We start from the raw sequence: 5278 nt of genomic DNA, 5'->3' as shown, positions 1-5278 counted from the left end.
CATCAGCTCGCTGGCGAGCAAGATCAAGAAGCAGGGGCTCAACCCGACCACCCTGCTGCCGCTCGCCAACGCCGCCACCAGTTCGCTCACCGTCGACCCCGGCCTCGACAGCGCCGACAAGCTGATGTCCTTCGGCCTCTCGCTGCGCAACATCGACCTGCACGACCTCAAGTTCGTCACCCTGCCCTGGCGCTACCGCACCGTGGACAAGAACATCGACATCGTCGACGCGGACGCCAAGAAGCTCTGGGACACCCTCAAGGCCGATCAGACCATCGACGGCCAGAACGCCACCGGCGAGCAGCCGGCCGAGGCCCCCTCGCCGACCGCCCCGCCGGCCGTGGCGGCGACCACCGCGACCACCCCGGCGGCCGCGGCCCACGCCGCCGCGTCCGGTTCCCCGCTCGCCGACACCAGGAACATCAAGGTGTCGGTCTACACCGGCACCAGCGCCACCGGCATGGCCGGCAAGGCGGCCGAGCAGCTGAAGGCGGCCAAGTTCACCGCCACCGCCGTCGGCCGGGCCGACAACCTCAAGTACACGACCACGATGGTCCAGTACGGCTCCGGGCAGAAGGCGAACGCGGAGAAGGTCGCCGCGGTGTTCCCCGGCGCGGTGGTCGAGCCCGGCACCTCGGCCGGTGTCACCGTGATCGTCGGCAAGGACTTCGCGGCGGCCAACGGCGCCACCACCCCGGGCGCCTCCGGCAGCGCCTCGGCGGCGGCCCCGTCCGCCCCCGCCGTGCCCCAGCCGCTGCCCAGCAGCCTCGTCGCCGACGCCCGCTCGGCGGACGACAACATCTGCGACAACACCACCTACGGCTCCGGCGGCTGACCCGCCCCGGCCCCGGCCGCACGCCGGGGCCGGAGGCGGCGGTGGAGGCGCCGGGACGCCGTCCGGTGGCGGGATCGCGGAGGCACGGCGATCGTGGGCGGTGTACGGCCGTCCGGCCGCGCGGCCCGAGGGGGCCTGCGCCCGGTGGCCCGTCCGGCGGAGGACCATCGCTTGGAGGCCCAGGAATGCCCGTAGTCACCGCACCGTACAAGCCCGGCACCCCGTGCTGGGTGGACCTGATGGCGAGCGACCAGCAGGCCGCGCTCGACTTCTACCGCGACCTGTTCGGCTGGCAGGGCGAAGTCGGCCCGCCCGAGTTCGGCGGCTACGCCGTGTGCTCGCTCAACGGCAGGCCGGTTGCCGGGATCATGGCCCGCTCCGGCCCGGAGGGGCAGCCGCTGCCCCCGGTCTCCTGGACCACCTACCTCGCCGCCGACGACGTCGACGCGGCCGGGCAGGCCATCTCCGGCGCCGGCGGCACCATCGTGTACCCGGTGATGGACGTGGGCGACACCGGCCGGATGCTGGTCGCGGCGGACCCGACCGGTGCGGTCTTCGGCGTCTGGCAGAAGCTGGAGTTCATCGGCGCGGGCGTCGTCAACGAGCCCGGCGCGCTGGTCTGGAACGAGCTCAACACCACGGACACCGGGGCGGCCGGACGGTTCTACCAGCAGGCGCTCGGCCTGCGCCCGGCCACGGTCCAGGGCATGGACGGCTTCTACTCGCTCAACGTCGGCGACCACACGGTGGGCGGCATGCAGCCGGTCGCCGAGTACCTGCCGCCGGGCACCCCCTCGCACTGGATGACCTACTTCTCGGTGGACGACACCGACTCCACGGTGGACGCCCTGGTGAAGGCCGGCGGCTCGGTGGTCCAGCCGCCGTTCGACATGCAGGCCGGGCGGATGGCGGTGGTGCGGGACCCGCAGGGCGCGGTCTTCGCGCTCACCGCCACCCCGGACTCCCCCTGAGCCCCGCGCTCCCCCCGAAGCCCGGACCTCCCACGGGCCCTGGACGTCCCACGGGCCCCGGACTCCCCCCGGACCCCGGGCGACCCGCCCGCGCCGGCCGGGCCGCCCGTTCCCGCGACGCGCCGCCGGGAATGGGCGGTCGGACGCGCTCCGGCGGGTAAGACTGCACCCATGCTGGGGCTACCGGACGACATCCGCGCTTTCCTGTTCGACCTCGACGGGGTGCTCACCCAGACCGCCACGGTGCACGCCGCGGCCTGGAAGGACACCTTCGACGCCTTCCTGCGGGCCGAAGCCGCCCGCACCGGCGGGCCGTTCACCCCCTTCGACGCCGTCGCCGACTACGACGCCTTCGTGGACGGGCGGCCCAGACTCGACGGCACCCGCGCCTTCCTCGGCAGCCGGGGGATCGAGCTGCCCGAGGGCACCGACGCCGACCCGCCGGGCGCCCGCACCGTTCAGGGCATCAGCCGGGCCAAGAACGACACCGTGCTGCGGATGATCCGCGAGCAGGGCGTCGCCCCCTACCGGGGCTCGGTCGACTACGTGCGCCGGCTGCGCGCGCTCGGCCTGCCCACCGCCGTGGTCTCGTCCAGCGCCAACTGCCGGGACGTGCTGCGGTCCGCGGGCATCGAGGGCTACTTCGACGTGATCGTGGACGGCCTCGTCGCCGCCCGCGACGGACTGCCGGGCAAGCCCGCGCCGGACACCTACCTGGCCGCCGCCCGGACGCTGGGCGTCGAGCCCGCGCACGCCGCCGTGTTCGAGGACGCGCTGGCCGGGGTCGCCTCCGGCCGGGCCGGCGGCTTCGGCGCGGTGGTCGGGGTGGACCGGGTCGGCCAGGCCGCCGAACTGCGCCGCGACGGCGCCACCGTGGTGGTCCGGGACCTCGCCGAACTGATCCCCGACCCCGGGCCGCAGACCCCCGACAAGCCCGAGGAGACACCGGCATGACCGGCCAGGAGCAGCCCTTCGTCGTCGACCCGTGGCAGGTCGTCGAACCGGGCCTCGACCTCACCTCGATGGCCCGCGCCGAATCCGTGTTCGCGCTCTCCAACGGCCACATCGGCCTGCGCGCCAACCTCGACGAGGGCGAGCCGCACGGCCTGCCCGGCACCTATCTCAACGGTGTCTTCGAGCTGCGCCCGATGCCGTACGGCGAGGGCGGCTACGGCTACCCGGAGTCCAGCCAGAGCGTCATCAACGTCACCAACGGCAAGATCGTCCGACTGCTGGTCGACGACGAGCCCTTCGACCTCCGCTACGGCGAACTGGTCAGCCACCGCCGCTGGTTGGACTTCCGCGACGGCCTGCTGCGGCGGTCCGCCGAGTGGACCTCCCCGGCCGGGCGGACCGTCCGGGTCGAATCCACCCGGCTGGTCTCGCTCACCCAGCGGGCGGTCGCCGCGATCGAGTACACCGTGGAGGCGGTGGACGCCCCGGTGCGGATCGTGCTGCAGAGCGAACTCGTGGCCAACGAGCAGCTGCCCGGCGGCGCCGACGGCGACCCGAGGGCCGCCGCCGTGCTGGAGGCCCCGCTGCTCGCCGAGGCCAGCCACGCCGGCGGGACGAAGGCGGTGCTGGTGCACCGCACCCGCTACAGCGGCATCCGGGTCGCCGCCGGCATGGACCATGTGATCGAGGGGCCGGACCGGCTGGACACCGTCGCCGAGGCGGAGGAGGACCACTGCCGGATCAGCGTCACCACCGTGCTCCGCCCCGGCGAGCGGCTGCGGCTGGTGAAGTACATGGCCTACGGCTGGTCCGCGACCCGCTCGCTGCCCGCCGTCCGGGACCAGGTGGAGGCCGCGCTGACCGCCGCCCGGTACACCGGCTGGGACGACCTGGTCGCCGAACAGGCCGACTTCCTCCGGGAGTTCTGGGAAACCAGCGATGTCGAGATCGAGGGCGACGTCGAACTCCAGCAGGCCGTCAGGTTCGCCCTCTTCCACGTGCTCCAGGCCGGGGCCCGGAGCGAGGAGCGCGCCATCCCGGCCAAGGGGCTGACCGGCCCCGGCTACGACGGGCACAGCTTCTGGGACACCGAGGCCTTCGTGCTGCCGGTGCTCACCTACTGCCTGCCGTCCGCCGTCACCCAGGCCCTGCGCTGGCGGCACACCACCCTGCCGATGGCCCGCGAGCGCGCGGTCCAGCTCGGCCTCGCCGGGGCGGTGTTCCCCTGGCGGACGATCCGCGGCGAGGAGTGCTCCGGCTACTGGCCGGCCGGCACCGCCGCGTTCCACATCGGCGCGGACATCGCGGTCGCCGTCGCCCGCTACGTCCGGACCAGCGGGGACGTCGAGTTCGAGCGCGAGTACGGGCTCGAACTCCTGGTCGAGACGGCCCGGATGTGGCGCTCGCTCGGCCACCACGACGCCGCCGGCCGGTTCCGGATCGAGGGCGTGACCGGCCCCGACGAGTACAGCGCCGTCGCCGACAACAACGTCTACACCAACCTGATGGCGCAGACGAACCTGCTCGCCGCCGCCGAGTCCGCCGCCCGGCACCCGCGCGAGGCCGCCGCGCTCGGCGTCGACACCGAGGAGACGGCGGCCTGGCGGGACGCCGCCGCGGCGATGTTCGTCCCCTACGACGCCAACCTCGGCGTCCACCCGCAGGCCGACGGCTTCACCGACCACCAGGTCTGGGACTTCGAGAACACCCCGGCGGAGAACTACCCGCTGCTGCTGCACTACCCGTACTTCGACCTGTACCGGAAGCAGGTGGTCAAGCAGGCCGACCTGGTGCTCGCCATGCAGGTCCGCGGCGACGCGTTCACCGACGAGCAGAAGGCCCGCAACTTCGCCTACTACGAGCGGCTGACCGTCCGCGACTCCTCGCTCTCCGCGTGCACCCAGGCGGTGATCGCCGCCGAGGTCGGACAGCTCGACCTCGCGTACGACTACACCGCCGAGGCCGCCCTGATGGACCTCCACGACCTCGGCGGCAACACCCGGGACGGCCTGCACATGGCCTCGCTCGCCGGGGCCTGCATCGCGCTGGTGGCGGGCTTCGGCGGGCTGCGGGACCACGGCGAGGCGCTGTGGTTCCGGCCCAGGCTGCCGGCCGGGCTGACCCGGATCGGCTTCTCGCTGCTGATCCGGGGGAAGCTGCTGGCGGTGCGGATCGACCACGACGAGACCACGTACACGCTGCGCCGGGGCGATGTGATCCATCTGCGGCACGACGGGGAGCAGGTGCAGGTGAAGGCCGGCGAGCCGGTGTCGCTGCCGACCACCTCGCCGCCCGCCCAGGAGCGCTGCGGCCAGCCGCCCGGCCGCGAACCGGCCCGCCGCCAGCCCCAGGCGGGCGTCCCCGGCGGCCGCATCTCCTCCGGCCCGGACCACCTCGCCGCCGAGTAGGGCCGGCGCCGTCCCCGCCGTCCCCGCCGTCCCCTCCGTCCCGCCGTCCCCTCACCCGGACGGGCCACCCCCGGGTGCGGGCGGCGGCGGGGCGGCGGAGGGTGCTGGTG

Annotated in this window: 4 protein-coding genes; all 4 read left to right on the top strand. The window is 74.2% G+C overall.

Going from position 1 to position 5278, the window contains the following annotated elements; genetic code table 11:
* Nucleotides 1-835: LytR C-terminal domain-containing protein (locus VR45_RS16785; RefSeq protein ID WP_045940573.1), on the top strand; the 835-nt coding region annotated here is incomplete at its 5' end.
* Between the two features lie 185 nt (nt 836-1020).
* A complete protein-coding gene (locus VR45_RS16780) occupies nt 1021-1806 on the top strand; it encodes a VOC family protein (RefSeq protein WP_045940572.1) in 786 nt (261 codons plus the stop codon).
* Between the two features lie 171 nt (nt 1807-1977).
* Complete coding sequence (locus tag VR45_RS16775; protein WP_045940571.1) at nt 1978-2760, top strand: HAD-IA family hydrolase; 783 nt, start codon at nt 1978-1980, stop codon at nt 2758-2760.
* Nucleotides 2757-5168, top strand: a complete 2412-nt coding sequence (locus VR45_RS16770) for a glycosyl hydrolase family 65 protein (RefSeq protein ID WP_045940570.1) — start codon at nt 2757-2759, stop codon at nt 5166-5168. The genes VR45_RS16775 and VR45_RS16770 overlap by 4 nt, the downstream gene beginning before the upstream one ends.
* Nucleotides 5169-5278: the final 110 nt, after the last annotated feature.

The sequence above is a fragment of the Streptomyces sp. NRRL S-495 genome, from assembly GCF_000966955.1.
Lineage (GTDB): Bacteria > Actinomycetota > Actinomycetes > Streptomycetales > Streptomycetaceae > Kitasatospora > Kitasatospora purpeofusca.
Note: the sequence above shows the minus strand (reverse complement) of the source record. Positions and strands in the feature narration are given on the sequence as shown.